Source organism: Longispora sp. NPDC051575 (assembly GCF_040681875.1).
Taxonomy (GTDB): Bacteria; Actinomycetota; Actinomycetes; order Mycobacteriales; family Micromonosporaceae; genus Longispora.
Genome location: NZ_JBFAZP010000011.1, coordinates 285,746 through 308,903, shown reverse-complemented (window position 1 = coordinate 308,903; position 23,158 = coordinate 285,746). Strand labels below are relative to the sequence as shown.

Sequence of the window (23,158 nt, the reverse complement as noted above, 5' to 3'; positions counted from 1 at the left end):
CAGTGTGCCCGTGTACTCCGCTACCCGGGGTGGTGTCGGGGTGACCTGTCGCGACATGTCGCCGGGGGCGCGTACCCGCTGGTGGGGGATGTTGACGGGGCCTGTCACGATGTGCGGATGACCAAGCAGCGTCGGTGGCTCGTGTGGTTCAGCGTGGCATGGGGCGTCGTGCTCGTCGTCGCGGCGCTGTACGCCGTCGCCAACGGTAAGCCGACCGTCAAGGAACAGCGCACGATCACGCAGGCCCAGCCGGTGGTGGACCGCGCGACGGAGACGGTCGTGCTCGCGGCCGGGCCGGTGGCGGTGCGGATCGGCGGGTACGACCAGCGGGACACGTGTGATGTCACCGTCGCGCGGGCCGGGCTCAGCTTCCAGCGGATCATCCAGCTCTACACGGCGGCCGGTGAGGAGAAGGCGCTGCTCACGGGGCTGGCGGCGCGGCTGCCGAAGGCGTACCGGGCCTCGGTGACCGGGGACTCGCTCTACGCGGACGCAGGGGAGTTCGTCCGGGTCACCGGCAGCGTGACCGGGCCGGGGCAGGTCCGGGTGCTGGCCGCCACGGGCTGCCGGCCGGCCGGGGACGGGCCGACCCGCACCAAGGAGGAGCCCGACCGCCCGCCGGTGGCCGCCGTGTTCGCGAAGCTGGGCGTCGAGCCGCTGGACTGGGCCGCGCACAGCGCCGGGTGCGTCGACACGACCGTCGCCACGACCCGGAGCAAGGTGGCCGGGCCGCTGCCGGCGAAGTTCGAAGGACGAGAGCTTCTGCTGGGTACTCCGGAGCTGGTCGTCTTCCGCGACGGCGCCGCGAGTGTCGTGGTGACCGTGACCTCCGACAGCGTGAGCGTCTCCCGCACGGTCTCTAACTGCCAGTAGGCGGGAGAGCCAGCTCACGAATGACGGGGCAGCGGGAACGCGGACTCTTGGCTAGGGTCCCGCCTGGATGCGCGAACACGTCCGCGTCCATGGCACCCCCGGGGGACCCCTTTGCGTACCAAGACCGTGGCGACGGCCGCCGCCGTGACACTCGGCGCCCTGCTGGTCGCCGGCCTCGCCGCGCCGGCCCAGGCCGCTGAACTACCCGACGTGCAGGTCACCGTCTCCTTCGACAAGCGCCTGGTCGCGGTCGGGGACAAGGCCGTGGAGACCATCACCGTCAAGAACGCCGGCAAGGCTGACGCGCACAATGTCAAGGTGCTCGGGGACGACGGGGCCGGCTTCAAGGGGCTGACCCCGTGGTCGAACAAGCCGTTCGAGCTGAAGGCCGGGGAGACCAGGGTCATCAAGATCGATGGTGAGATCGTGGACGAGGGCTACGGCGGCATCGTGTACCACTCGATCGGCTTCGGCGCGGACGGCGGGGACGCCAACGACGAGGACAACATCGACGTGGCCCGGATGGGGATCACCGGGCTGAAGGGCCACGTGGGTGTCCGGGTCTACCACGAGGCCGACGGCAACACGGACACGATCGAGGACGAGTCCGTGCCCGGGGTCAAGGTCGAGGTTCTCGATCCGACGGACAAGAAGGTGCTGCACACCGGGGTCACCGACACCAAGGGCGTCTACCGGGTCGAGGGCCTCCAGGTCGGGGAGTACCTGGTCCGCTTCACCAGCCCGGCCGGGTGGAAGGTCACCAAGCCGGAGATCGAGCGCGTGGTGGGCAACGGCGGCGGTGGCGAGCAGCCGATCGCCGCGACCAAGGTGGCGGTCACCCCGACCCCCTCGCCGTCGGCCTCGCCGAGCCCGGCCGCCGGTGGGCTGCCGGTGACCGGCTCGAACGCGGCACTCGTCGCCGGTGCCGGGGCGGGCGTCCTCGCGCTCGGCGCGGTGCTGTTCGTCGTGGCCCGTCGTCGCCGGACGTTCAGCGCCTGACACGGCCTGGTCAACGCCTGGACGAACGTCTGACACGGCCAAAGGCTGGACGAGTGCCTGACGCGGCTCGGGTCGAGTCCCGGACGGGCGCCTGATCGCCTGGCGAAGGTTCAGGAGTTGCGAGTGGGGAAGGCCCCGGAGGAGTGCTCCGGGGCCTTCGTCGTGCTAGTAGACGAGGGCCTGGGCATTGTCGGTCAGGCACTCCTCGACGAAGAGGGCTGCGCCGGCGATGCGTACCCCCGGAATGAGGTCTTTTTCCGTTATGCCGCGTCGGACGGCGCACTGGGTGCACAGCGTCACCGTGCCGGCCGCCAGCACGGCGTCCAGCAGGTCCGGGAGCGGCGCGGAGTGCGGCAGTTCGAACGTGGCGGCCCGGTCCGGGAGCGCGAACCACGAGGCCTCGCCGGTCAGCCAGAGCGACACCTGGGCCCCGGCGGCGACGGCCGTGGCGGCCACGGTGAACGCCTGCGCGCAGCGTTCCGGCGCGTCCGACCCGGCGGTGACCTTGACAATCAGTGAGCGAGCCATCCGGGCAGTCTAGACTTCTCCGGTGACCGAGATCGGGTTTGTCAGCCTGCTGGTGGCGGGCTTCGGCGCGCTGGCCGGTGGCCTCGGCTACCTGGCGTTGCGGGTCGCGAGAAGTCGCTGGTAGAAGGAGATTCGCAATGGAAACGCCTCCGTGGCTCAACGCGCCGCCGGTTGAGGAGTACCCGTACGAGGAGACCCACGACCTGCGGGTCGGGCCGGACCTGCACCCGGGCCTGCTGGCGCTGCTGCCGTACGTGGGCGTGTGGCGCGGCCGGGGCCAGGGCGGCTACCCGGACATCGAGGACTTCCAGTTCGCCCAGGAGATCCGGTTCAGCCACGACGGCCGGCCGTTCCTCGCGTACGAGTCGCGGACCTGGCTGCTCGACGCCGACAGCAAGCCGATCCGGCCGGCGGCCCGCGAGGTGGGCTGGTGGCGGCCGGTGCTCAAGGACGGGCAGGCCACCGACGACGTCGAGGTGCTGCTGACGGAGCCGACCGGGTTCCTGGAGCTGTACCTGGGCACCGTGTCCGGGCTGAAGGTCGAGATGTCCACCGACGCGGTGGTGCGCACGGCCACGGCCAAGGAGGTCACGGGCGGGCACCGGCTGTACGGGATCGTCGAGGGCGCGCTGCTGTACGCGTACGACCTGGCGGCCGTGGGGAAGCCGTTGCAGCCGCATCTGTCGGCCCGGCTGCTGCGGGTCGCGGGCTAGGAAACGAACGAACCGCCCCGGGAGGAGTACTCCCCGGGGCGGTTCGCTTTTCAGGCGTTGTTCGTTACTGCAGTGCCAGCCTCGAACCCATCGTGCACGGGCTCGACGGACGCAGGTTGAAGTCCACGGTGTGGACCTGGCCCGCCGTCAACGTCTGGTCCTTGACCTGCGGGATCCAGCCGTCCTTGGCGACGATGATCTGGTACTTGCCGCGCGGCACCCAGTACTGGTACTTGCCGTCGGCAGCCGACGACTTCAGCGTGAACTGGTTGCTGCCCGTCCCGTTGACCTGGACGGTCGCGCCGACCGGACCGGTGCCGCCGGCGCACGAGGTGCCCGTGACGGTGCCGGTGAGCTTGCTCCAGTTGGACGGCGGCAGGGCGTGCATGAGGATGTCGACCTTGGGCGCCGCGTACGGGGTGGCCCCGGTCGCGGACAGCTCGGCCCGGTAGTCGCCCGGCTGCGCCACGCCGTTCTCCGGAGTGGCGGTGAGCTGGACCAGGATCTTCGCGGACTTGCCGGGCTGCAGCGTGACCGTCTTCGGGGTCTCGTTCAGCCACGGCACGTCAGCCCCGCCGGGGCCGGCCTCGCCGCACTGGTCGTAGCCGGTCAGCTTCTCGACACCGGTGGACGGCTCGAACGGGCCCGTCCAGCCGCCGACCTTGTACGAGCCGCAGGCGCCGCCGCCACGGGCGGTGGGCACCCGGGACTCGGGCAGCTCGGTCCAGGTGTTGTCCGCCGGGTTGTACGCGAAGCCCCGGTTGGTCAGCGCCGTCGACTGGCCGGTGATGCCGCCCAGCAGCAGGAACTGTCCGTTGGCCGAGGCGCCGGCCGAACCCCACAGGTCGATCGGGAGGTCCGCGATCGGGCTCCACGCGTCGGCGGCCGGGTCGTAGGAGTACCCGTCGGTGTACGCCATGTCGGCGGTGCCACCGGCGCAGTACGCCTTGCCGGCCAGGTTCGCGCAGTCGATCCACGAGACGCCGTGCGGGTACGCCGCGGCGGTGCCGAACGTGCCGGCGACCGGGTCGTACACCCGGACGTCCGAGGTGTCGGTGCACGAGGAGCCGTCGCAACCGCCCACGATGTAGATCTTGCCACCGAGGACGGCCGAACCGGCGCCGGCCTTGGGGGCCGGGTTGGTCGCGGCGGCCGTGGTCCACGTGTTGGACGCGAGGTCGTACACGTCGACGCTGGGGTTGTTGCCCGTCGCGCCGAACCCGCCGAACGCGTAGAGCTTGCCGCCCACGATCGCGATCTGCGGCTTCGAGCGGGCCGAGGGCGCGTCGGCGGCGGCGGTCCAGGTGTTGGTCGCCGAGTCGTACACCCAGAGCTTGCGGGTGTTCGTGCCGTCGGAGTTGCCGCCGAGCGAGTAGACCTTGCCCTGGTGGCCGACCGCGGTGTTGTCGGAGATGGCGCTCGGGAACGAGGCCACGTCCTCCCAGCTGCCGTCAGCGACCGCGCCGAGGTTGCCCGGCTTGTGGGTGACCCCCTGCGAGCCCTTGCTGTCGGCGGCCACGAAGCCCTTGTCGACCCCGCCGGCGACGACGACGTTGCGGACGCCGGCACCCTTCTTCTGCACGGTCGGCGTGGTCGCCCCGGCCTGCTCACTGAGGGTGACGTCCACCGGCGCGGAACCGGTGTTCTTCACCGTGACGTAGGTGTTGCGGTTCGCGCCGACCGACTGGAACATCTCGATGTTCGCCGTGTCGAGCTCGAGCCGGGGCGCCTTCAGCGAGCTGTTGACGCACACGACACCGTCGCCCACCACGTTCGCGGTGACGCTGTCAGAGACATAACCGGACTTGGACACGCCGAACGGGTGCGAGCCGGTGAGCGTCGAGAACAGCCAGTAGAAGCCGTCGGCGACGTTCGGGTCGTCCGGGGTCGGGCCCGAGATGGTCTTCTCGGCAGGCTTGTCCGTGCTGGTCACCGACGCGCCGTTGATCGGCTTGCCCGTGTTCACGTCGAACGTGTTGCCCAGCACGATGCCGCCCGCGACCGGGTCACAGCTCCGGTTCTGGAGCACGATGTTGTCGAGCTCCCACCAGTAGTCGTAGGAGCCGGTGAAGTGGAAGCGGAGCTGCGCGGCGGCGGCACCCGCGGCGGCGGCGAGCGAGACCTCGTTGGTGACGGGGCCGCGCTGGCTCTGACCGGCCTCGCGGTGCCAGACGTTCGTCCAGGTGGCACCGCCGTCGGTCGTCACGTCGACGTTGACGGCGTCCCGCAGGAACGACCGGTAGTCGCTGTTGAACTTGAGGGTCGGCGCGCCGGCCGCGCTCAGGTTGACGACCGGGGACAGCAGCGAGCTGTCCTGGACCTTGCCCGAGCCGAAGCCGTCACTGTCCACGATGGCGAACTTGCCCGTGCCACCGGTCATGTTGCCGCGGTTCTTGACGTCGTTGAAGACCCAGCCGCCCTGCGTGGTCTGGTCCACGACGGTCCAGCCGGTCGGCGCGCCGCTGGCCGAGTCGAACGCCTCGTTCAGGATCGGCGTGCCCAGGTTGACGGCGTAGCCGGCCGCGGTGCAGGCCGCGTCGACCTTGAGCTTCGCGTCCTTGACGACGTTGGTGTCCGACGCGGGCAGCGTGACCGTGCCGCCGGTGTAACCCGGGTAGACCGGCGTGTAGCTGATCACGGACTTGACGCCCTTGGGCACCGAGAGGGTGTACTCGCCCGTCAACGGGTTCGTGTAGGTGCTCGCGGGCGTGCCGACGACCGACACCTTGCTGTAGAGCGGGTAGCCGTGGCCCGAGTCGTCCAGCACCTTGCCGGTGACGGCGACGCTCGGCACGGGCTGCAGGTTGAAGCCCTGCGTCACAGTACCGTCTTCGACAACGTTGACGGTGACACTCTGCGGCGCGTATCCGTACGCCGAGACGTCCACCGGCTGCGCGCCGGCCGGGACGTTCAGCGAGTAGCGGCCGTCGGAGCCGGTGACCGCGGAGATCCCGCTGACCTCGACCCGGGCGCCGACGATGACCTGGCCGGTGCTCGCGTCGTACACGAGACCCGTGACCGCACCGATGCCCTCGACGTTCTGGACGCTGTTCTGACCGACTGCCGCGGCCGGGGTGACGGGCGCGGCGAGTGCCAGCTGGTTGCCGGCACCCAACATCGCCAGCACGGTGGTGCCGACAATGACTGGTGGTGCGAGTAAACGTCTTACGTGGACAGATGCCACGTGTGACCTCCCCAACTCCGAGGTGCGGTCCGGGGCCGCGACGCTTTTCCGCCACGCCAGACCTTAAGGCGTCATGCTCCCTATAGGAGAATGAAGCATTCAAGACCGTGAGTCTGGCAGTTTCTGGGCAGGATCCTGTCAATAGGTAACGACATCGATGGTTACGCGGAGTAGTGGGGGCTTGACGTCGGCCTTCCGGACGGCTTGGCTGTACACGAACGACCCATGGGCAAGCTCGCCCGAGAGGTGGTACAGATGGCGGCTCCAGTCCTCCGATTGGTGGAGGCCGGTCGGACGCAGAAGCGTCGGACCGACCTCGGGCAGGCCCTTGACGGAGAGTTACCTCTCGTCGTCTGCGTCACGCCCGACGCCGGCCTGCGACTGCGGCTGGCCCGAGAGCTGGACGGCACCGGCGTCGTGCTGATGTGCCCGGATCTCGACACGCTGCGCTCGCTGCTGGCCCTGCCGGGCACGCAGCAGCAGGCCGCCCCACCTCCCCCGATGCCCGAGCCGGGCGTCGTCGCGGTCGGCGAGCTGACGATGGACCGGCGCGCCGCCCAGGTCACCTGGCGGGGCAGCCCGGTCGAGCTGACCCGGCTCGAACGCGAGCTGCTCGACAGCCTCGCCACCCCCGTCGGTCGGGTGTGGAGCTACGAACGGTTGTACCGGCGGGTGTGGCGCTCCGCGTACCTCGGGGACGCGTCCGTTCTGCACTCGGCGATCAAGCGGCTGCGGCGCAAACTGCGGGAGGCCGGGGTGGCCGTCGGGGTCGAAACCGTCCGCGGGGTCGGTTACCGACTGCGTCAGACCGGGTGAGTGAATAGCCGCCCGGGAGCCGGGCGGCTGACAAGATCTGTGATGGGTCGGACCGGCCCCGGGTCGGCGCGGTCCGGCCTAGACCGGGTACCCCACCAGCTCCTGCAACGCCCGGGTCGACCCCGCGCCGGCCAGAGCCGCCCCGTCGATGGACGTCACCTCGACCAGCCCGCGCACGGAAGACGCCAGCCACACCCCGCGAGAAGCGAGCAGCTCCGCCGGCGTGACCAGCTTCTCGCCGGCCGTCAGCCCCAGCTCCCCGGCGTGGTCGAGGACGAACCGCGCGGTCGTGCCGGCGAGTACCCCCGTCGAGGTCGGGGTGGTCAGGAGTTCCTCGCCGACCTGCCAGAGCAGGGTGGAGGTCGGGGCCTCCAGCGCGTACCCGTCGGTGGACAGCCACAGGGCGTCGTCGTACCCGTTGCGGACGGCCCAGCGCTGGCAGGCCATGTTCATCGCGTACGACACGCTCTTCACGCCGCCCAGCAGCCACGGGGCCGGGGTGCGCGCGTGGGTGGTGACGCCCAGCGGCAGGGTGGCGGTGGACACGCCGCCGGCCCGGTACGTCTTGAGCTTGGGGGAGACGGGGGCCAGGGTCGCGTACACCGTGGGTGGGCCGCCGTCCTCCGGGCCCCGGGTGCACACCAGGCGCAGCGCGCCCTCCTCGTGGGCCGGCCACGCGGCGCACGCCTGGCGGGCCAGCTCGATCAGGTCGGTGACGGGCGGCAGGTCCAGGTCGAGACGGTCCGCCGAGTTGATCATGCGGGCGAGGTGCTCGTCGAGCAGCCAGGGGGCCCCGGCGCGGACGTGCAGCGTCTCGAAGACCCCGTCGCCGCGCACGGCGCCCAGGTCGTCGGCGCGCAGCAGCGGAGTGTCGGCGGGCACCAGGCCCCGGCCCAGGACGGCGACTATGCGGTTCACGGAAAAGGATGGTAGTCGGCCGACCGGCATATGATCGGTAGGTGTCGGACAGGAGAGTGCCCATGACCGCGGTTTTCGGTGAGGGTCGAGACGCCAGGGTGCCCGCGCACTACGGCGACCCGGCGCGCGAGCAGCGGACGCTCGCCACGGAGGCGGGTCTCGTCGACCGGTCGCACCGGGGCGTGCTGGCCATCCCCGGCGAGGACAGGCTGAGCTGGCTGCACAGCCTGACCACCCAGTTCCTCGAGGGCGCCGTGGAGGGCACGGAGACCCTGTTCCTGTCCCCGCACGGCCACGTGGAGCACCACGCCGTGCTGGCGGACCTCGACGGCACCCTGTGGCTCGACGTGGAACCGGGCACGGCGGGCGACCTGTACACGTACCTCCAGCGGATGCGGTTCATGCTCCGGGTCGAGCCGGTGGACCTGAGCGCCGAGATGGCCGTCTGGTCCGTGGTCGGCCCCGAGGCGCTCAAGCACCTGCCCGAGCTGGGCGCGGTGAGCACCTCGCCGGTGCCGGCGGCCAAGTTCGCGTCCGTGGACGTGGCGCGGCGGCCCACCACGGGCTACCCGGTCGTGGCGTTGCCGGGCGGCGGGTTCGTCCGCCGGATGTCGTACGGGGCGGATCTCGTCCTGCCCCGGACGTCGACGTTCCTGGACACCCTCGACCTGCCCCGGGCCGGCCTGTGGGCGTTCGAGGCGCTCCGGGTGGAGGCCCGCCGGCCCCGGCTCGGCTTCGAGACCGACCACAAGACGCTGCCGGCCGAGGTGGACTGGCTGGCGCCCGCCGTACACCTCGACAAGGGTTGCTACCGGGGTCAGGAGACCGTCGCCCGGGTGCACAACCTGGGCCGCCCGCCCCGCAGGCTGGTCATGCTGCACCTGGACGGGGTGGACGAGGAGCTGCCGGCGGTCGGCGCGGCCGTCGAGCTGGACGGCCGGCAGGTCGGCTTCGTCGGCACCACGGTCCGGCACCACGAGCTGGGCCAGGTCTCCCTAGCGGTGCTCAAGCGCAACGTCGCCGACGACGCCAAGCTCATGGTCGGCGCGCGGGCCGCGGCGATCGACTAGCCGGGTCGCGGTCACGGCCAGCGCCACCAGGACCAGGCCGCCCCCGATCGCGAAGACCAGCCGGCTCGGCAGCACCGAGGTGAGGATCCCGCCCGCCACCAGGGCGAACACCATCGACGTGTTGCTGACCGCCGCGCTGGCCGCCGCCGCGCTGCCCCGGTGCTCGGCGGGGACGTCCCGGCCGACGGTGGTCTGCCGGGCCACGACGAACGCCGAGCCGACCGCGCCCTCCAGCGCCATGATCACGAACAGCACCGGCAGGTGGTACGTGACCGCGATCGACAGGATCAGCAGCCCCGACAGCCCGGCGGCCAGGTACGCGACCCCCGCGGTGGGCCGGTTGCCGAGATAGTTGCCCGCGAGCCACGCCCCGCCCATCTGGCCGGCCGCGCACACCATGGTCAGGGCGCCGAAGGCGGTGGCGCTGCCGTGCAGGTCGTCGCGGACCAGGAACACCTCGGCGACGTTCATCAGCTGCACCGAGAAGCCGAGGACGGCGCCCAGGACCAGGAGCCGGAACACCAGGCTGTGCCCGCGCATGACCCGCACGCCGACCAGGAAGCCGGACCGGGCGGGGCGGACGTGCTCCTCGCCGGGCGCGAGTTTCGGGAACGCGTACCCGGCGAGGAGGATCGCCAGGTAGCTGGCCGCGTCGATCAGCAGCACCTCGCGCAGGGTGAGCCGGTCGAGGATGAAGCCGCCGAGCGCCGTGCCGAGCAGGATGCCGAGGCTGCCGCCCGCCGAGACCCGGGCGCTGGCCCGGCTGAGCAGCTCGCCCGGCGCGGACCGGGTGACCGCGACGAACACGGCCGGGGACACGACCGTCATCAGCGCCGACAGCACCGCGAACAGGGCCAGGAGCAGCGGGACCGACTCGACGAACGCCATCCCCGTACACACCGCGACCAGGGCCGCGCCGACCGGGGGCAGCAGCCGGCGGGGCGGCACCCGGTCCACGATCCGGCCGGAGACCCCGGCGAGCAGGACGGCCGGCAGGGACATGGCCGCGAACAGCGCCGCGATGGCCGAGGCCCCGGCGTGCCGGTCGTGCAGGTCGAGCATCAGGGCGGTGATGGCGAGCCCGTCGCCGAGCATGGTCACCGCGAACGCGGCGGCGACGGCGTGGATCTGACGCGGCAACGGGGTCATGTTATGAAGCATAAACTTCGAAGTTTTTACTTCACAATGACCGAACGGCCGGCCTCAGAGCAGCGGAACGGCCCGGAGCGAGATCGACACCTTCCGCGCGTTGTCGTCCCCGGTGTCCCGGTACTCCTCCAGCAGGACGTGCACCCGCTCCATCAGTTCGACCAGGCGCTCCGGGTTCACGGTCACCCGCACGTTGTCCACCCGGACCACGTCGCGCCAGTCCTCCGACTGCTCCTGCTCCTGGTCCATCCAGTCGTACAGCGCCTGGTCCTGCCGGGCCAGCCACGCCTTGAGCAGGTGCCGCCCGGCCGTCCGCGACTCGGGCGTGTCCTGGTGCACGTGCATGTGCGTCGACTTCGACTGCCACACCGTCTCCCGGCCGTCGCCCCGGGACTCGGCCTTCTCGATCAGGCCGTAGTCGGCGAGCGCGCGCAGGTGGTAGCTCGTCGCGGACGGCGACAGCCCCGTGACCTCGGCGCACTCCGTCGCCGTGGTGGGGCCGTGCTGATGGAGGCGGGTCAGGATGGCCAGCCGGGCGGGGTGCGCCAGGGCTCTCATGACCTTCGGGTCATCGATGTGCACAGGACTCGTCACACTAGAGATTATGTATGTGGTTCTGAGCTGCGCCGCTTCCATCGACGGCTACCTCGATGACAGTTCCGACACCCGGCTCCTGCTGTCCAACGCCGCCGACTTCGACCGGGTCGACGAGGTCCGGGCCGGCTGCGACGCGATCATGGTCGGCGGGAACACGTTCCGGCGGGACCAGCCCCGGCTCCGGATCCGCTCCGAGGACCGAGTCGCCGCGCGGGTCGCCGCCGGGCTGCCGGAGCACCCGCTGCGCGTCGTGGTCAGCCGGAGCGTGGAAGCGGGGGACGACTGGTTGGCGTACCCGTCGATCGATCTGGCTCTGAAAGATCTTCGATCCCGGGGGGTACGCCGCCTCATGGTCGAGGGCGGCGCCGACGTGCTCGCCCAGTTCCTCGACCGGGGCCTCGCCGACGAGCTGCACCTCGCGATCGCGCCCCGGTTCGTCGGCGACCCCCGGGGCACCCGGCTGCACGGCGTCGCCGAGGCCACCCTCGCCTCGGTCACGCAGCTCGACCAGGTCGTCGTGCTGCGCTACCTGCTCCGCGACCACGCCTTCATGCGCCAGGCCATCGAACTGTCCAAGCTCTGCCCGCCCTCCGAGACGGCCTTCGCGGTCGGCGCGGTGATCGTCCGGGACGGCGAGATCCTGTCCACCGGGTACTCCCGGGAGACCGACCCCACCGTGCACGCCGAACAGGCCGCGCTCAACAAGCTCACCGATGCCCGGGGCGCGACCGTCTACTCCTCGCTCGAACCGTGCAGCATCCGCAAGTCCGGTGCCCGCCCCTGCGCCGACCGCCTGATAGAAGCCGGAATCGCCCGGGTCGTGTACGCGTGGCGGGAGCCGCCCGTCTTCGTCCAGGGCGACGGCGACGCGGTGCTGAAAGCCGTCGGTATCGAGGTCGTGGAGCTGACCGAACTGGCAGCCGAGGCCCGGGCCACCAATGTCATGATGGGGCCATGACGCTGATCACTGTGGCCCCGACCGGGGCGGAGACGAGCAAGACCGACGTCCCCGCGCTCCCCGTGACCCTCCCCGAACTGGTCGGCACCGCGCAGGAGTGCGAGGCGCTGGGGGCCAGCGTCATCCACATCCACGTCCGCGACGCCGACGCCAAGCCCTCCCTGGACCCCGCGCTGCTCCGGGACACCGTGCAGGCCGTGCGCGCCGAGACGAACCTGATCGTCCAGCTGTCCACCGGCGGCGCCGTCACCGACCCGGAGGCCGCCCGGCTCGCCGTCGTCGACGCCGGCCCCGACATGGGCTCCTGCACCATGGGCACGCTCAACTTCGGCGACGACGTGTTCATGAACCGCTGGGAGTTCATCGTCGCCCTGCACCAGAAGATGCAGGAGAACGGCGTCGTCCCCGAGTACGAGATCTTCGACCTCGGTCACCTGCACGCGCTCGGCAAGCTGCTCGACAAGTACGGGCTGCCGGCCGGCGGGCACGTGCACGTCGACTTCGTGCTGGGGGTGCCCGGCGGCGCGCCCGGGACCGTGGAGACGCTCGTCGCGTTCAAGCACGCGCTGCGCGACCTGCCGGCCGGGGCCACGTTCTCGGCCACCGGGGTCGGGCGCTCCAGCCTGCCCGTGATGCTCGCGGCGCTGTCGGCCGGCGGGCACCTGCGGGTCGGGATGGAGGACACCCTGACGTACGCCAAGGGGCAGCCCGTGGACGGGAACATGCAGCTCGTGGCCCGGGCGGCCGGGTTCGCCAGACTCGCCCAGCGACCGCCGCTCACGCCGGACGAGGCGCGCAGCATGCTGGGGATCAAGGGCCGATGACCGGCCACTGTCCGACCCGGGCGGGCGTCGCGGGTGCCGGTGCCTGGGGCGCGGCCGGCGCCGATCGGGCGCGGTGCGGGCGATGACCCGCCGGTACCAGGGCGGGCGGCTCCTCGTCGAGGTCGTCCGCTCCGGGTTCGTCGAATGCCTGCACCACGGCTCCGTCGTCGTCCTCGACGCGGCCGGGCGCGACGTCAGCGTGACCGGCGACGCGGACGCCCCGATCTTCCCCCGGTCGTCCAACAAGCCACTCCAGGCGGTCGCGATGCTCCGGGCCGGGCTCCGGCTCGACGACCCCGCCGACCTGGCCATGGCCTCCGCCAGCCACTACGGCGAGCCCCGGCACGTCGCCAGGGTCCGGGCGATGCTGGCAGCCGGCCGCCTGGACGAGTCGGCGCTGTCCTGCCCGGCGGACCTGCCCCTGTTCGAGCACGCCCGCCGCGCGGTACTGGCCTCCGGCGGCTCCCCGGCCCCGATCTACATGAACTGCTCCGGCAAGCACACCGCGATGCTCCTGACCTGCCGGGCGGCCGGCTGGCCCCTCGACGGGTACCGCGAGGCCGACCACCCGTTGCAGGTCGCCACCCGCCGCACCCTGGAGGACCTGGTCGGCGGGCCGGTCGTCGCGACCGGAGTGGACGGCTGCGGCGCGCCCGTGTTCTCCCTGACCCTGCGCGAACTGGCGGCGGCCTTCCTGAAGCTGGTGTCCGCCGAGCCGGGCAGCCCCGAGCGCCGGGTCGCCGACGCGATGCGGGAGTACCCGGACCTGATCGCCGGGACCGGCGCGGACGACACGCTCCTGATGACCGGGATCCCCGGGCTGCTGTCCAAGGGCGGGGCGGAGGGCGTGTCCGCCGTGGCCGTACCCGGGGTCGGCGCGGTGGCCGCGAAGATCGACGACGGGGCGATGCGCGCGCGTACCCCTGTGACGGTCGCCGCACTCCGCCGCCTGGGCCTGGACGCCCCGGTCCTCGAAGACCTCGCCGAGCAGGTACTTCTCGGCGGCGGCCGCCCCGTCGGAAAGGTACGTGTGCTATCTCTCAGCTAGCACTTGCTCGCAACAGTTAGCACGCCGAGGTACCGTCGGGTCATGACAGATGGCCCCCGGGACCTCGGCGAATTCATTCGCGGCCTCCGCCGCAACGCCCAGATCTCCCTCCGCGAACTCGCGGAGCGTGCCGGGGTCAGCAATCCCTACCTGAGCCAGATCGAGCGCGGGCTCCGCAAGCCCAGCGCTGAGGTGCTGCAACAGATCGCCGCGGCCCTGCGGGTCTCCACCCCGATCATGTATCTGCGGGCGGGTCTCCTCGACATCAAGGACGACCAGGGTGTGCCGGCCGCCATCGCCGCCGACCCGGGCCTCGACGCGTCGCAGAAGCAGACCCTGATCCAGATCTACGAGTCTTTCCGGCAGCAGAACCAGCGAGCCGAAAACCCCGAGCACGAGGAGTCGAAGTGACCACCGAGACCAAGCTCCCCACCGCCCTCTACGCCGCGGCCGGCGCCGCCGACATCGCCCGCGAGCAGATCGAGAAGATCCCGGCCCAGGCCGCGAAGCTCTCGGCGAAGGTCCGCGAGGGCAACATCAAGGACAAGGCCCTCGACCTGGGCGGCCGCGCGGCCGGCGACATCGCCGAGCTGGGCGCCCGCGCCTACGTCGAGATCTCCGGCCTGCGCCGCAAGGTCCGCAAGGGCCAGGCGAAGGAATACCTGGTCAGCGAGGCCGAGAAGGCCCGCGAGGCCGCCAAGCGCAGCGCCGACAAGCTCGCCGAGCGCGCCCAGTCGACGTTCGAGAAGCTCGTCGAGCGCGGCACCGTCGTCCTCGACGGCGAGCCGACCCCGGAGCCGGTCAAGGCCGAGGCCACGATCGACGCCGTCGCGCACACCGCGCCCGACGCGCCGAAGGACCCGGCCGAGGCCGCCGAGTTCATCGCGTCCGCCCCGGCGGAGCCGAAGGCCGCCGAGGCGCCGACCGTGAAGGTCGACGCCCCGAAGGCCGAGGCCGCCGCTCCGAAGGCGCCGGCCAAGAAGGTCGCCAAGAAGGCCGTGAAGAAGGCCACCCCGCCCGCCGCGGAGTAGTCACCACCCCGCCGCAGGAGCCCCGGTCCGCCGACCAGGGCTCCTGCGGCGTCTCCGCGCCCGGCAAGATGTCCCGCGCCTGATCCGCATGTCCGTGCCCGTGCCGCCACCCGGCTGGTGCCGCGCTCGCCGAACGCGTCGCGCTCGCGTGACCGGCATCGGGAGGCCGCCCGATGGCGCTCGGTCAGTTCGCGCGCGAGCGCCTGGGTGCGGTGCCCCGAGCCGGAGGGTCCGCGCGGCTGAGGACGGTGTGGGCGGAATCGGGCGTGGTGTGACGCACCGGGTCCCGTGGTGGACGGCAGTAGGCTGGGGGGATGAGCAACCTCCTTCCGCTGGGCGGTCCGTGGGTCTACTCGGTGATCACCCTGGTCAACATGGTGATCGCCATCTTCGCCATGATCATCTCGGCGGCGGCCCTGTTCCACTGCGTGCGGCAGCGCGCCGACGCGTTCACCGCCGTCGGCACCCTCGCCAAGGGCCCGTGGATGGCGCTGCTCGGCGGGGCCACCCTGATCTCCCTGGTCACGATCCTGGTCGGCGTCGGACGGCAGGCCCCGGGCCTGTTCAGCATGCTCGCGATCCTCGCCTCCTCGGTGTACCTGCTCGACGTCCGCCCCGGCATCCGGGACGCGACCAACGGCCACTGGTGACCATCGAGGTCGCGCCCGGGGTGCGCCTGGAGAGCCTGACCACCGGCTCCGGCACCCCGGTCACCGTCTTCGCGCACGGCCTGGCCGGCGGGATCGCCGACACCCGCCCCCTCGGCGGCGCGGTCGCCGGCAGCCGGGTGTTCTTCCAGTTCCGGGGGCACGGCGCGTCCACCGCACCCGCCGGGGCCTGGACCTATCAGGACCTGGCCGACGACCTGCGCGGCGTCGCCGACGCGACCGGGGCGACCCGGGCGGTGGGCGTCAGCCTCGGGGCCGGCGCGCTCTGCCGGCTGCTGGCCGCCGAGCCGACCCGGTTCGACAGGATCGTGCTGTTCCTGCCCGCGGTGCTGGACGAACCCCGGCCGGCCGCCGCGCGTACCCGTCTCGGGGGTCTGCTCCGCGCCATCGCCAGCGCCGACCGGGACGCGGTGGCCGCCGAGGTCGCCACCGAGGTCCCGGCGGAACTGCGCGGCACCAGCGCCGCCCGCGCCTTCATCACCCTGCGCACCACCGCCCTGCTCGGCAGCGGCCTGGGCGCCTCCCTCGCCGGCCTGCCCGACCAGACCGCCGTCGACTCCGCCGAACCGCTGAAGGCCGTCACCGCCGAGGCCCTCGTGATCGGCTGCCGGGGCGACACCCTGCACCCGGCCGAGACCGCCGAACGCGTCGCCGACCTCCTGCCCCGCGCCACCCTGCACGTCTACGACGAACCGCACCCCCTGTGGCGTCACCGCCACGACCTGCGCGAACGCATCTCCACCTTCCTCAACAGCTGACCAGAGATCAAGACCGCCAAAAATCAGACGGTTACGAGGTGCCGTGGCCCCGGCATCCGGCGGCACTCGACTCCCGCGACACCCGGCGTCCACCACCGAGCCGGGCGACCGCCCACCGCCTCCCCACCACGCCAACGAACCGGCCGGGCCTCTCGCCACCCGATCCCCCAGCAAGCGGTCGGCCTCCGGCTGGCGCCAGCCCGACTCGGCGCGACCCCAGCGCGGCGCGAATGTCCGAATAGTGTCCGATCCGCCCCCGTCCCCAGCGCCAGTTCACCTACGGTTGTCGCCCGGCCTGCCCCTGGCGCACGGTGGGCCTTCGGCTGGCGCCGGCCTGGTTCGGCGTCAGCCCCGACGAACCGTCGGCCGGACCCCGGCCTGTTTCGGCGCCAGCCCCGGCAGAAGGTCGGCCTCCGGCTGGCGCCTGAGTTCATGTGGCCTGCTCCCCGGCGCGAGGTGGGCCTTCGGCTGGCGCCCGGCCGGCTCGGCCCGATCCCCGGCGCATGGTGGGCCTTCGGCTGGCGACCGGTAGGGGTGCGGCCACATCCCGGTGCCCCGGGGCCGGTGGGGAGCTGCGGAGTTGCCGGGCGGGAGGCGTACCCCGATGAAGGGTTTGGGGTGGTCCCCTACTCTGTGGCGATGAGTGTCGCGCGGGACTTCTTCGCCGGGGTCGGCTATCTCGGCAAGGGGCTGGGACTGTGGTTCCGTTCGCCCCGACTGTTGGCGCTGGGCCTGATCCCCGCCATCATCGCCGGGATCGTCATGCTCACGGCCCTGATCTTCTTCTGGGCCAACGTCGGCGACCTCGCCACCTGGATCACCCCGTTCGCGGACTCCTGGGACGAGACCGGCCGCGACCTGCTGCGCTTCACGGCGGCGGCGCTCCTCGTCGGGCTGTCCCTGCTCCTCGGCGTGCTGTTGTACACGGCGCTGACCCTGGCGATCGGCGACCCGTTCTACGAGAAGATCTCCGAGAAGGTCGAGGACGCCCGGGGCGGGGTGACCGGCGAGGTGGAGGTCTCCCTGGCCCGGTCCATCGGACGGTCGATCGTGGACTCGCTGCGCCTCGTCGCCAAGTCGCTGCTGTTCGGGATCGTGCTGTTCGCGCTGGGGTTCATCCCGGTGATCGGCCAGACCGTGGTGCCGGTGCTCGGCGCGCTCGTCGGCGGCTGGTTCCTGACCATGGAGCTCACGTCGGTGCCGTTCCAGCGCCGGGGGCTGCGGGTCTGGGACCGGCGGCGGATCCTCAAGGGGCGGCGCGCCCTGGCCGTCGGGTTCGGGACGGCCACGTTCCTGTGCTTCCTCATCCCGGGCGGGGTCATCCTGGTCACCCCGGCGGCCGTGGCCGGGGCGACCCTGCTGGCGCGCGAGGTGCTAGGCGAGCGAGCGCAGTACGTCGACCAGCGCTGACACCCCGGACAGGCAGTCGGGGATCTCGGCGTACTCGTCGGGGGAGTGCGACACGCCCGTCGGGTTCCGGACGAACAGCATCGCCGTCGTCACCCCCGCCACGGCCAGCACACCCGCGTCGTGGCCGGCCCCGGTGCCCAGGACCGGCGCGTTGCCGAGCAGCGAGGCCAGCTTGTTCCGCAGCGACGGGTCGAACGTCGTCTCGCCCGTGTAGGACTCGTTCACCATCGTGAACCCGGTCTCGTCCCGGCCGGCGCGCTCGTTGGACGCCTTCTCGATCTCCGTGACGACCTCGCGCAGGGTCGACTCGCGGGGCGCGCGGGCGTCCAGCCAGGCCGTGACCCGCGACGGCACCGCGTTCGTGCCGTTCGGCTCGCAGACCAGCTTGCCGATCGTGGCGACCGCGCCGCCCAGCCGGGCCTTCTTGCGCGCGGCGAGCACCGTGTTCGCGTACGTCAGCATGGGGTCGCGGCGGTCCTCCAGCCGGGTCGTACCCGCATGGTTGGCCTCGCCCGTGAAGTCGAGCCGCCACCGGCCGTGCGGCCAGATCGCCTCGCCGACCGCGACCGGCCGGTCCATGTCGATCAGGCCGCGACCCTGCTCGACGTGCAGCTCGATGTACACGCCGACCTTCGCCATCAGCGCCGGATCCGGCCCGATCGCGGCCGGGTCGAAGCCGGCACCGGCCATCGCGTCACCGAACGTGACCCCCGACGCGTCGGTCAGACTCAGCGCCTTGTCGGCGGTGATCGCGCCCGCCATCAGCCGCGAACCCAGGCACGCGATCCCGAACCGCGCGCCCTCCTCCTCCGCGAACGCCGTCACCGCGATCGGCCGCCTCGGCACGAACCGCTCCGCCCGCAGCCGGTCCACGGCCGCGAAGGCGCTCACCACCCCGAGCGGACCGTCGAAGGCCCCGCCGTCGGGTACGGAGTCCAGGTGGCTGCCCGTCACCACCGCGTCCCCCGCGTCCGGGTCGCCCCACCACGCCCACAGGTTGCCGTTGCCGTCCACGCGCACCGGCATGTCCCGGCGGGCCGCCTCCTCGACGAACCAGGCGCGGCACTCCATCTCCGCGGCCCCGAGCGTGTACCTCCGGTAGCCACCCGTCGACTCGAACCGTCCGACCGGGGCCAGGTCCCGCCACATTTCCTCGAAGCTCATGCCACCAACTTAGTCAGCTCGCTGCGGGACAGGATCCCCAGCTTGGGATACGCCTTGTACAGGTGGTGCCCGACCGTCCTCGGGCTCAGGAACAGCCGGGCGGCGATGTCCCGGTTCGACAGGCCCCCGGCGGCGAGCTGGACGATCGCGAGCTCCTGCGGGGTGAGGGTCGACAGGGGGCCGGTCGGGTGCGCCGGGGCGTGTTCGCCGGTCGCGGTGAGTTCGGCGCGGGCCCGGTCGGCCCACGGGGTCGCGCCGAGAAGTTCGAAGACCTCCATCGCGGTACGCAGGTGCGGGCGGGCCTCCGCCTTGCGCCTGCCCCGGCGGAGCCACTCGCCGTAGAGGAGGTCGGTGCGGGCCTGCTCGAAGGGGCGACCGGTCGGGGGTGGGCCGGCGGGGGCGTGCCGACCGGGGGTGGCCGGGGCCTGGTCGAGGCCGGGTAGCGGATGCCGGTCCGGTGTGGCATGAGCTGGGGCCTGTTCGGTGCGGGCCTGGTCTGCCAGGGCGTGCCGATCCAGTGGGAATGGGGCCGGGGGGAGGCCCAGGGCCGCCTCGTAGGCGGCTTCGTCGCTGGTCAGGAGCGCGTGGCAGCGGTGGACCAGGGCCTGCGCCCACGGCTGGCCGGTGTGCGCCGCCCACCTCTCGAACCGGGCCAGGGGTGCGCGCGCCCGCTCCGGCCGGCCCAGCCTGACCGCCGCCTCCACCAGGTCGGGTACGCACCGGGTCGCCGACACGTGGAACCCCAGCGGCCCGCCGGCCAGCGCCTCGAACCGGACCAGCGCCGCCTCCACCCGGCCCAGCCCCAGGTCGAGCATCCCGAGCGCCCAGTCCGTCCACGGTCCACCGGCCTCGGCGCGCCGGGCGGCCGCCGCGTGTGCCTGGCAGGCGTCCTCGTCGCCCCGGATCGCGGCCAGGTACGCCAACAACGCGTTGACCTGGCTCAACCACTGCCGCTGCCCGGTGTCCTCCGCGATCCGGACCGCCTCGCGCGCCGTCGCGGTGGCCTCCGCGTGCCGCCCGGCGAACAACTCCCCCTCGGCCAGGAAGAACAGCACGGTGGGCAGCAACCCGCACCGGCCCTCCGCGCGCCCGGCCGCCGCGAGCACCGCCGCCTCGCGGTGGGTCACGTCGTCCCGGCCGACCACGAGCGCCCCGCCGAGCACCATGGCCAGGTCGCGCGGGCTGTCCGCCACGGCCCGCAGCGCCGCGTCGAGGGTGTCGCCCACCGGCACCGGTCGGCCGGTGAGCGGCGACATGGCCGCCGTCAGGAATCGGGTCACCGGCGAGGCCGAGACGTCGTTCAACCGGGCGACGACATCCACCACGGTCGCCTCGTCGGTGTACCACGCGGTGTGGAACGCCTGGACCAGCATTCTCGCCGCGTGCTCCCGGTCGCCGGCCGTCTCCGCGCCGGTCACGAGGAGCTGGTGGGCGGCCCGGAAGTCCCCGCGCCAGAAGCCGACCGTGCCCCGGAGCAGGGCGAGCCGCGTGTGCCCGGCGGCGCGCACGGCCCCCGCGTCCCGCGTGGACCCGGAGGACCGCTCGGGCGGCAGCGCCCCCGCCGCCTCGTCCGCGAGCCGGCCCGCCTCGTCCAGGTCACCCGCGTCCACCGCCGACTCCGCCGCCAGCGTCAGCCGTTCGCCCCGGGCCGACCGGTCGGCGCTCAACCGGGCGGCCCGCTCGTACGCCGTCGTGGCCGCCGCGTGCCCGCTCCGGGACCGGGAGCGCTCCGCCGACCGTTCCAGCGCCGCCGCGACCTGTTCGTCCGGGCCTGTCGCGGCGGCCGCCAGGTGCCAGGCGCGCCGGTCGGCGTCCTCGCCGTCCAGCGCGTCGGCGAGCGCCCGGTGCGCGGCGATCCGGTCGAGCAGCGCCGCGCCCTGGTAGACCGCCGCCCGGACCAGCGGATGCCGGAACGCCACGGTCCCGCTGCCCTCGTCCACCAGGTGCTCGGCGGGGGCCACGTCGGCGAGGCCCGCCCCGAGGGTCGCGCCGGCCCGCAGGATCAGCCCGGGGTCCCCGGTGTCGTCGGCGGCCGCGATGAGCAGCAGGGTCCGGGTGGCCGCCGGTAGCCGGGCGACCTGGGCGTGGAAGGCGTCCTGGAGGCGACCGGTCAGGGGGAGGGCGCCGGGGGTGCCGGTCCCGGGCGAGGGGAGCACGCCGAGGGTGGCGGACCCGACGGTGCCGACGGTCGAGGGGAGAGCGCCGGGGGCGGTGGGTTCGGAGGTGAGGGCGGCGGGGAGTTCCAGCAGCGCCAGGGGGTTACCGACGGACTCGGCGAGCACCCGGTACCGGACGGTCGGGGCGAGACCCGGCTCCCGCTCGTCGAGCAGGGCGGCGGACGCCTCCGGCGCGAGACCGGTCAGGACCAGCGACGGCACGCCGGGGGCCGTGAACTCGGGGCGGGCGGCCAGCAACAGGCCGACACCCTCGGCGTCGAGCCGGCGGGCGGCGAACAGCAGGACCTCGGCCGACGCCCGGTCGAGCCACTGCGCGTCGTCCACCACGCACAACACGGGACCCAGCTCGGACAGCAGCGTCAGGACGGCCAGGCTGGTGAGCAGCCGGTCGGCGGGCTCCCGGGACGCGTGCTCCGGCACGGGATCAGCGCTGGTGCCGGCCGCGACGCCCGGCTCCCGTCCGGTGGGCCCGCCGGTCTGGGGCTTCGGGGGCGCGTCCGGGTCCAGGCCGAAGGCTCCGCGCAGGGCCGCCCGCTGCGGACCCGGGAGGCTGTCGAGCCGGTCGAGGACCGGGCGGAGCACCATGTGCAACCCGGCGAACGGCAGTTCGGCCTCCGACTCGATGCCCGTGCCGCGCAGGAGGCGGAGGTCGGCGGCGTGCTCGGTGGCGTACCGCAGAAGGGCGGTTTTTCCGATTCCCGGGTCTCCACTGAGGAGCAGGGCGCCGCTCGTGCCGGCGCGACAGTCGGCCAGCAGCCTGTCGATCGCCGTTCGTTCCCCCGTCCGGCCATGCAGCATCCGCCGACCCTACCTATGGGCCCCGGGCGAAGTACCTATGCGTGACAGATTCCGGGGCCGGCGGATCTCCGTAGCGTTCTCCTCAGCAGAACGAAGCACCTGAACAGGGAGAAAAGCCATGACTGACGTTACCGAACTGGTCGGCCGCTACCTCGCCAGCTGGAACGAGACCGACCCGGCCGCCCGGCGCGCCGCGCTCCAGGAGATCTGGACCGACGACGCGGTCTACATCGACCCGCTGGTGTCCGTCCAGGGCCGCGACGCGGTCGACGCGGTGATCGGCGCGGTGCAGACCCAGTTCCCGGGGCTGGTGTTCTCGCTGGTCGGGGCGGTGGACGCGCACCACGACCTGGCGCGGTTCCAGTGGGGACTGGGGCCGGCCGGTGCCGAGCCGATCGTGGTCGGGTTCGACGTGGTGACCCTGGTCGGCGGCCGGATCGGCACGGTGCACGGCTTCCTCGACAAGGTCCCGACCGCCTGACCCCACCCCTCCGCCCCTCCGCACCCCCGATTGGATCCACCATGAAGCTCCTGCGCATCGCCCTCCGCCTCGACGCCCTGGTCACCGCCGGCAACGGCCTGGCCTACCTCGCGCTGGCCGGACCCCTGCACGACCTCCTCGGGTACCCGAAAGAACTCTTCGTCCCGGTCGGGATCTTCCTGATCCTCTTCGGGGCCGGCGTGTGGCTGGCCTCGATGCCGGCGACCCCGAACCGACCGCTCATCGGCACGATCATCGTCGCGAACGTGCTGTGGGCCGTCGTGAGCGTCGCGGAGCTGGCCACCGGTGCCCTGTCGGCCAGCACGGTCGGCGCGGTCTGGGCGGTGCTCCAGGCCGGGACCGTCGCGGGCTTCGCGGGATTCCAGATGCTCGGGCTGCGCCGGGCGGGTTAGATCAGCGGAATGCGCATCGAACTCGCCGCCGGCGACATCACCGCCCAGCACGTGGACGCGATCGTCAACGCCGCCAACTCCTCGCTGCTCGGCGGGGGCGGCGTGGACGGCGCGATCCACCGGAAGGGTGGTCCGGAGATCCTGGCCGAGTGCCGGGCGCTCCGGGCCGGGCACCACGGCAAGGGGCTGCGGACGGGTCAGGCGGTCGCCACGACGGCCGGCAGGCTCCCGGCCCGCTGGGTGATCCACACCGTCGGCCCGGTGTACTCGCCCACTCTCGACCGCTCGGCCGAGCTCCGGTCCTGCTACACGGAGTCCCTGCGGGTGGCCGACGAGCTGGGCGCGGCGACGGTGGCGTTCCCCCTGATCTCGGCGGGGATCTACCGGTGGCCCGCGGAGGACGCGATCCGGCTCGCCCTGGCGGCGCTCCGCACCGCCGACACCACCGTGACCACAGCCACCCTCGTCCTCTTCGAAACGGACCGCCTGGCCCTCGCGGAGCGCCTCCTCGCGGAGTGACCGGGCAGGGCCGCCCGCGCACCGGTAGACCGTGCCCCGGATCATCCGATCCAGAGCCATCC

23 protein-coding genes and 2 pseudogenes are annotated in these 23,158 nt (G+C 72.7%); 18 read left to right on the top strand and 7 right to left on the bottom strand.

What is annotated here, in order from left to right:
* Positions 1-117 precede the first annotated feature (117 nt).
* A complete protein-coding gene (locus AB0M43_RS32475) occupies positions 118-873 on the top strand; it encodes a hypothetical protein (protein ID WP_363729823.1) in 756 nt (251 codons plus the stop codon).
* A gap of 111 nt (positions 874-984) precedes the next feature.
* On the top strand, positions 985-1,872 hold the full coding sequence (locus tag AB0M43_RS32470; RefSeq protein WP_363729821.1) for an SdrD B-like domain-containing protein: 888 nt from the start codon (positions 985-987) through the stop codon (positions 1,870-1,872).
* A 165-nt stretch (positions 1,873-2,037) separates the two neighbouring features.
* Here AB0M43_RS32470 and AB0M43_RS32465 read toward each other — a convergent pair whose 3' ends face one another.
* Positions 2,038-2,400 carry a DsrE family protein gene (locus AB0M43_RS32465; RefSeq protein ID WP_363729819.1) on the bottom strand — a complete coding sequence of 121 codons (363 nt, stop codon included), beginning with the start codon at positions 2,398-2,400 and terminating at the stop codon, positions 2,038-2,040.
* 22 nt (positions 2,401-2,422) lie between these two features.
* Here AB0M43_RS32465 and mtfM point away from each other — a divergent pair, with 22 nt between their 5' ends.
* The gene (mtfM, locus tag AB0M43_RS32460; RefSeq protein ID WP_018347585.1) at positions 2,423-2,524 is read left to right on the top strand and encodes a small membrane protein MtfM; all 102 of its coding nucleotides are present in this window, start codon (positions 2,423-2,425) and stop codon (positions 2,522-2,524) included.
* A 13-nt stretch (positions 2,525-2,537) separates the two neighbouring features.
* Entirely contained in the window at positions 2,538-3,113 is a 576-nt protein-coding gene (locus AB0M43_RS32455) for an FABP family protein (protein WP_363729817.1), read from the top strand.
* 64 nt (positions 3,114-3,177) lie between these two features.
* On the opposite strand, the gene AB0M43_RS32450 is transcribed toward AB0M43_RS32455, so the two are convergent.
* Positions 3,178-6,231 carry a kelch repeat-containing protein gene (locus AB0M43_RS32450; RefSeq protein ID WP_363729814.1) on the bottom strand — a complete coding sequence of 1,018 codons (3,054 nt, stop codon included), beginning with the start codon at positions 6,229-6,231 and terminating at the stop codon, positions 3,178-3,180.
* Positions 6,232-6,720: 489 nt separating this feature from the next.
* Between AB0M43_RS32450 and AB0M43_RS32445 the strand changes: the two genes are divergently transcribed.
* Positions 6,721-7,113: a winged helix-turn-helix domain-containing protein gene (locus AB0M43_RS32445; RefSeq protein ID WP_363729927.1), complete on the top strand. Its 393-nt coding sequence runs from the start codon at positions 6,721-6,723 to the stop codon at positions 7,111-7,113.
* Between the two features lie 78 nt (positions 7,114-7,191).
* On the opposite strand, the gene AB0M43_RS32440 is transcribed toward AB0M43_RS32445, so the two are convergent.
* Positions 7,192-8,031, bottom strand: coding sequence for an aminotransferase class IV (locus AB0M43_RS32440; RefSeq protein ID WP_363729812.1), 840 nt, complete (start codon positions 8,029-8,031; stop codon positions 7,192-7,194).
* Between the two features lie 62 nt (positions 8,032-8,093).
* Between AB0M43_RS32440 and AB0M43_RS32435 the strand changes: the two genes are divergently transcribed.
* Positions 8,094-9,101 carry a folate-binding protein gene (locus AB0M43_RS32435; RefSeq protein ID WP_363729810.1) on the top strand — a complete coding sequence of 336 codons (1,008 nt, stop codon included), beginning with the start codon at positions 8,094-8,096 and terminating at the stop codon, positions 9,099-9,101.
* Here the strand turns inward: AB0M43_RS32435 and AB0M43_RS32430 are convergent.
* Both AB0M43_RS32430 and AB0M43_RS32425 read right to left on the bottom strand, forming a co-directional pair.
* On the bottom strand, positions 9,027-10,250 hold the full coding sequence (locus tag AB0M43_RS32430) for an MFS transporter (RefSeq protein ID WP_363729807.1): 1,224 nt from the start codon (positions 10,248-10,250) through the stop codon (positions 9,027-9,029). The two genes, AB0M43_RS32435 and AB0M43_RS32430, sit on opposite strands and share 75 nt — an antisense overlap.
* Before the next feature lie 54 nt (positions 10,251-10,304).
* Positions 10,305-10,844: a winged helix-turn-helix domain-containing protein gene (locus tag AB0M43_RS32425; RefSeq protein WP_363729804.1), complete on the bottom strand. Its 540-nt coding sequence runs from the start codon at positions 10,842-10,844 to the stop codon at positions 10,305-10,307.
* Between the two features lie 10 nt (positions 10,845-10,854).
* Between AB0M43_RS32425 and AB0M43_RS32420 the strand changes: the two are divergent.
* The 9 genes and pseudogenes from AB0M43_RS32420 to AB0M43_RS32380 all read left to right on the top strand — a co-directional run.
* Positions 10,855-11,388 (top strand): annotated as a pseudogene (locus tag AB0M43_RS32420) (dihydrofolate reductase family protein); the annotation flags it as partial.
* A 9-nt stretch (positions 11,389-11,397) separates the two neighbouring features.
* Positions 11,398-11,805, top strand: a complete 408-nt coding sequence (locus tag AB0M43_RS32415; protein WP_363729924.1) for a deaminase — start codon at positions 11,398-11,400, stop codon at positions 11,803-11,805.
* On the top strand, positions 11,802-12,629 hold the full coding sequence (locus AB0M43_RS32410) for a 3-keto-5-aminohexanoate cleavage protein (RefSeq protein WP_363729801.1): 828 nt from the start codon (positions 11,802-11,804) through the stop codon (positions 12,627-12,629). Before AB0M43_RS32415 ends, AB0M43_RS32410 begins: the two co-directional genes overlap by 4 nt.
* Before the next feature lie 82 nt (positions 12,630-12,711).
* A complete protein-coding gene (locus AB0M43_RS32405; RefSeq protein ID WP_363729798.1) occupies positions 12,712-13,677 on the top strand; it encodes an asparaginase in 966 nt (321 codons plus the stop codon).
* Between the two features lie 42 nt (positions 13,678-13,719).
* Positions 13,720-14,055, top strand: a pseudogene (locus tag AB0M43_RS32400) (helix-turn-helix transcriptional regulator); the annotation flags it as partial.
* A gap of 29 nt (positions 14,056-14,084) precedes the next feature.
* Positions 14,085-14,708 (top strand): hypothetical protein, encoded by a 624-nt coding sequence (locus AB0M43_RS32395; RefSeq protein WP_363729796.1) that lies wholly within the window; start codon positions 14,085-14,087, stop codon positions 14,706-14,708.
* Between the two features lie 314 nt (positions 14,709-15,022).
* The gene (locus AB0M43_RS32390; protein ID WP_363729794.1) at positions 15,023-15,358 is read left to right on the top strand and encodes a DUF2516 family protein; all 336 of its coding nucleotides are present in this window, start codon (positions 15,023-15,025) and stop codon (positions 15,356-15,358) included.
* Positions 15,352-16,134: an alpha/beta fold hydrolase gene (locus AB0M43_RS32385; RefSeq protein ID WP_363729921.1), complete on the top strand. Its 783-nt coding sequence runs from the start codon at positions 15,352-15,354 to the stop codon at positions 16,132-16,134. Before AB0M43_RS32390 ends, AB0M43_RS32385 begins: the two co-directional genes overlap by 7 nt.
* Positions 16,135-16,773: 639 nt before the next feature.
* On the top strand, positions 16,774-17,544 hold the full coding sequence (locus tag AB0M43_RS32380) for an EI24 domain-containing protein (protein WP_363729792.1): 771 nt from the start codon (positions 16,774-16,776) through the stop codon (positions 17,542-17,544).
* Here the strand turns inward: AB0M43_RS32380 and AB0M43_RS32375 are convergent.
* Both AB0M43_RS32375 and AB0M43_RS32370 read right to left on the bottom strand, forming a co-directional pair.
* The gene (locus AB0M43_RS32375; protein WP_363729789.1) at positions 17,509-18,708 is read right to left on the bottom strand and encodes an allantoate amidohydrolase; all 1,200 of its coding nucleotides are present in this window, start codon (positions 18,706-18,708) and stop codon (positions 17,509-17,511) included. The two genes, AB0M43_RS32380 and AB0M43_RS32375, sit on opposite strands and share 36 nt — an antisense overlap.
* Positions 18,705-21,683, bottom strand: coding sequence for an AAA family ATPase (locus AB0M43_RS32370; protein ID WP_363729786.1), 2,979 nt, complete (start codon positions 21,681-21,683; stop codon positions 18,705-18,707). Before AB0M43_RS32370 ends, AB0M43_RS32375 begins: the two co-directional genes overlap by 4 nt.
* 118 nt (positions 21,684-21,801) lie before the next feature.
* Between AB0M43_RS32370 and AB0M43_RS32365 the strand changes: the two genes are divergently transcribed.
* Genes AB0M43_RS32365 through AB0M43_RS32355 form a run of 3 tightly spaced genes read left to right on the top strand, consistent with a single transcriptional unit; the run spans position 21,802 to position 23,096 of the window.
* Entirely contained in the window at positions 21,802-22,164 is a 363-nt protein-coding gene (locus AB0M43_RS32365; protein ID WP_363729784.1) for a nuclear transport factor 2 family protein, read from the top strand.
* Between the two features lie 41 nt (positions 22,165-22,205).
* Complete coding sequence (locus AB0M43_RS32360; RefSeq protein ID WP_363729781.1) at positions 22,206-22,577, top strand: hypothetical protein; 372 nt, start codon at positions 22,206-22,208, stop codon at positions 22,575-22,577.
* A 9-nt stretch (positions 22,578-22,586) separates the two neighbouring features.
* Complete coding sequence (locus AB0M43_RS32355; RefSeq protein WP_363729779.1) at positions 22,587-23,096, top strand: O-acetyl-ADP-ribose deacetylase; 510 nt, start codon at positions 22,587-22,589, stop codon at positions 23,094-23,096.
* Positions 23,097-23,158 lie beyond the last annotated feature (62 nt).

Coding starts and splice junctions, on each gene's coding strand:
- AB0M43_RS32405 (WP_363729798.1), top strand. CDS start 12,712: ATGACCCGCCGGTACCAGGGCGGGCGGCTCCTCGTCGAGGTCGTCCGC.
- AB0M43_RS32445 (WP_363729927.1), top strand. CDS start 6,721: ATGTGCCCGGATCTCGACACGCTGCGCTCGCTGCTGGCCCTGCCGGGC.
- AB0M43_RS32435 (WP_363729810.1), top strand. CDS start 8,094: ATGACCGCGGTTTTCGGTGAGGGTCGAGACGCCAGGGTGCCCGCGCAC.
- AB0M43_RS32375 (WP_363729789.1), bottom strand. CDS start 18,708: ATGAGCTTCGAGGAAATGTGGCGGGACCTGGCCCCGGTCGGACGGTTC.
- AB0M43_RS32415 (WP_363729924.1), top strand. CDS start 11,398: ATGCGCCAGGCCATCGAACTGTCCAAGCTCTGCCCGCCCTCCGAGACG.
- AB0M43_RS32455 (WP_363729817.1), top strand. CDS start 2,538: ATGGAAACGCCTCCGTGGCTCAACGCGCCGCCGGTTGAGGAGTACCCG.
- AB0M43_RS32475 (WP_363729823.1), top strand. CDS start 118: ATGACCAAGCAGCGTCGGTGGCTCGTGTGGTTCAGCGTGGCATGGGGC.
- AB0M43_RS32465 (WP_363729819.1), bottom strand. CDS start 2,400: ATGGCTCGCTCACTGATTGTCAAGGTCACCGCCGGGTCGGACGCGCCG.
- AB0M43_RS32355 (WP_363729779.1), top strand. CDS start 22,587: ATGCGCATCGAACTCGCCGCCGGCGACATCACCGCCCAGCACGTGGAC.
- AB0M43_RS32450 (WP_363729814.1), bottom strand. CDS start 6,231: ATGTTGGGTGCCGGCAACCAGCTGGCACTCGCCGCGCCCGTCACCCCG.
- AB0M43_RS32390 (WP_363729794.1), top strand. CDS start 15,023: ATGAGCAACCTCCTTCCGCTGGGCGGTCCGTGGGTCTACTCGGTGATC.
- AB0M43_RS32360 (WP_363729781.1), top strand. CDS start 22,206: ATGAAGCTCCTGCGCATCGCCCTCCGCCTCGACGCCCTGGTCACCGCC.
- AB0M43_RS32410 (WP_363729801.1), top strand. CDS start 11,802: ATGACGCTGATCACTGTGGCCCCGACCGGGGCGGAGACGAGCAAGACC.
- AB0M43_RS32380 (WP_363729792.1), top strand. CDS start 16,774: ATGAGTGTCGCGCGGGACTTCTTCGCCGGGGTCGGCTATCTCGGCAAG.
- AB0M43_RS32365 (WP_363729784.1), top strand. CDS start 21,802: ATGACTGACGTTACCGAACTGGTCGGCCGCTACCTCGCCAGCTGGAAC.
- AB0M43_RS32370 (WP_363729786.1), bottom strand. CDS start 21,683: ATGCTGCATGGCCGGACGGGGGAACGAACGGCGATCGACAGGCTGCTG.
- AB0M43_RS32430 (WP_363729807.1), bottom strand. CDS start 10,250: ATGACCCCGTTGCCGCGTCAGATCCACGCCGTCGCCGCCGCGTTCGCG.